The organism is Cellulomonas sp. P4_H12, assembly GCF_056400905.1.
Window position 1 is genome coordinate 1 of the sequence record NZ_JBFUKJ010000160.1, and the last position, 510, is coordinate 510.

The 510-nt window shown below is 63.7% G+C and carries 1 protein-coding gene and 1 pseudogene; both read right to left on the reverse strand.

Annotated features, from left to right (window positions below):
• Positions 1–263, reverse strand: a 263-nt coding sequence (locus AC1DQC_RS20310; RefSeq protein ID WP_477053025.1) for an ATP-binding cassette domain-containing protein, incomplete at its 3' end; no start/stop codon positions are given.
• Positions 256–510, reverse strand: a pseudogene (locus AC1DQC_RS20315) (hypothetical protein); the annotation flags it as partial. The gene AC1DQC_RS20310 and the pseudogene AC1DQC_RS20315, both read right to left, overlap by 8 nt.

Here is a 510-nt window from a genome sequence, read left to right on the forward strand (position 1 = left end):
GTCCGGGCGATGCCCTTCTTCGCGATCTTGTGAGCCGGCATCCCGAGGATCTCCGCGCCCGCGAAGCGCACCGAACCGGACTGCGGTGCGTACACGCCGGTGATGCAGTTGAACAACGAGGACTTGCCCGCACCGTTCGGACCGATTACAGAGAACAGCTCGCCCTCGGCGATCGAGAAGCTCACGGCATCAATGGCTTTCACACCGGCAAAGCTCAGGGAAAGGTCCTCGACCTCCAACAGGTCGGCACTCGTCTCAGACATGCTGGATCGCTCCTTCGGTTTCGATGCCCGTGGCCGGCGCTGCAGGCGCAGGCTCGGCTGCGTCCACGGCCGACGCGCCCAGGTAGAGTTCCGCGATTTCCGCGTCGCCGCGCAGGTCCTCCGCCTTGCCCTCCTTGACCACGCGGCCGCCTTCGAGGACATATCCGTATTGGGCAATCGCCATCGCCATTGCCGCGTTCTGCTCGACGAGCAGGATGGATGTGCCTTCCTTGTTGATGTCGACGAT